A 644-nucleotide genomic window follows, 5' to 3' on the forward strand; every position below is an offset into this window, starting at 1 on the left:
GAGATCAGCCGGCGGCGGCGGCGGTCTTCAGCCAGGACAGGGCGGCCTTGTGGTACGCCACGGCGAACTCGAGCGCGCTCGCGTCGTACGCGTCGCCTTCCTTCTTGGCGTTCTTGACCTGCTCGCGGACCCGGGCCAGGGCCTCGGTGTGGTACTCGTTGGCCGCGGCCTGGAGGTTCTTCAGCTGGGTCGGGGAGTGCAGCTGCCCGAAGGCGATGCGCAGGGCGATCGGGTTGCGGATGGTGTCCCGCCCCGGGTCTTCGGCCAGCCAACGGGAGAATGTCCGTTTTCCGGCGGCCGTGATGCCGTACGGCTGACTCATCCGCGGCCCGGGCTTGCCCAGCCGGACGAAGCCCCGATCAGCCAGCACCGGCAACTCCCGGTAGACCTGACTGCGGGTCATCGACCAGTACGGCGCCAGTCGGCGCTCGGCGGCGGCCATCAACTGGCCACCTGTCATGGGACCCTCATGGAGCAGCCCGAGCAGGGCCGCCGCCGTAGGGTTGACTCCGGATTCCGCCATGCCCATCACGCTGCCACTTTGCCGGGCCGGCGTCCAGGATTTCACGGTTTCGCCACCCATTGGGGTTTCCTATGTGCACTGTCGGCGCACGACGGTCGAACTGCACCGCCACCACCCACCC

General features: G+C 68.8%; 1 protein-coding gene. It reads right to left on the reverse strand.

Features of this window, described 5'->3' with window-relative positions; genetic code table 11:
• Positions 1-4: 4 nt before the first annotated feature.
• Positions 5-523 (reverse strand): PadR family transcriptional regulator, encoded by a 519-nt coding sequence (locus C1I95_RS34320; protein ID WP_111220279.1) that lies wholly within the window; start codon positions 521-523, stop codon positions 5-7.
• Positions 524-644 lie beyond the last annotated feature (121 nt).

Origin of the sequence: Micromonospora craterilacus (assembly GCF_003236315.1) — a bacterium.
GTDB lineage: Bacteria > Actinomycetota > Actinomycetes > Mycobacteriales > Micromonosporaceae > Micromonospora > Micromonospora craterilacus.

Excerpts from the sequence above, each read along its gene's own strand:
- C1I95_RS34320 (WP_111220279.1), bottom strand. The coding sequence starts at position 523 with ATGGCGGAATCCGGAGTCAACCCTACGGCGGCGGCCCTGCTCGGGCTG.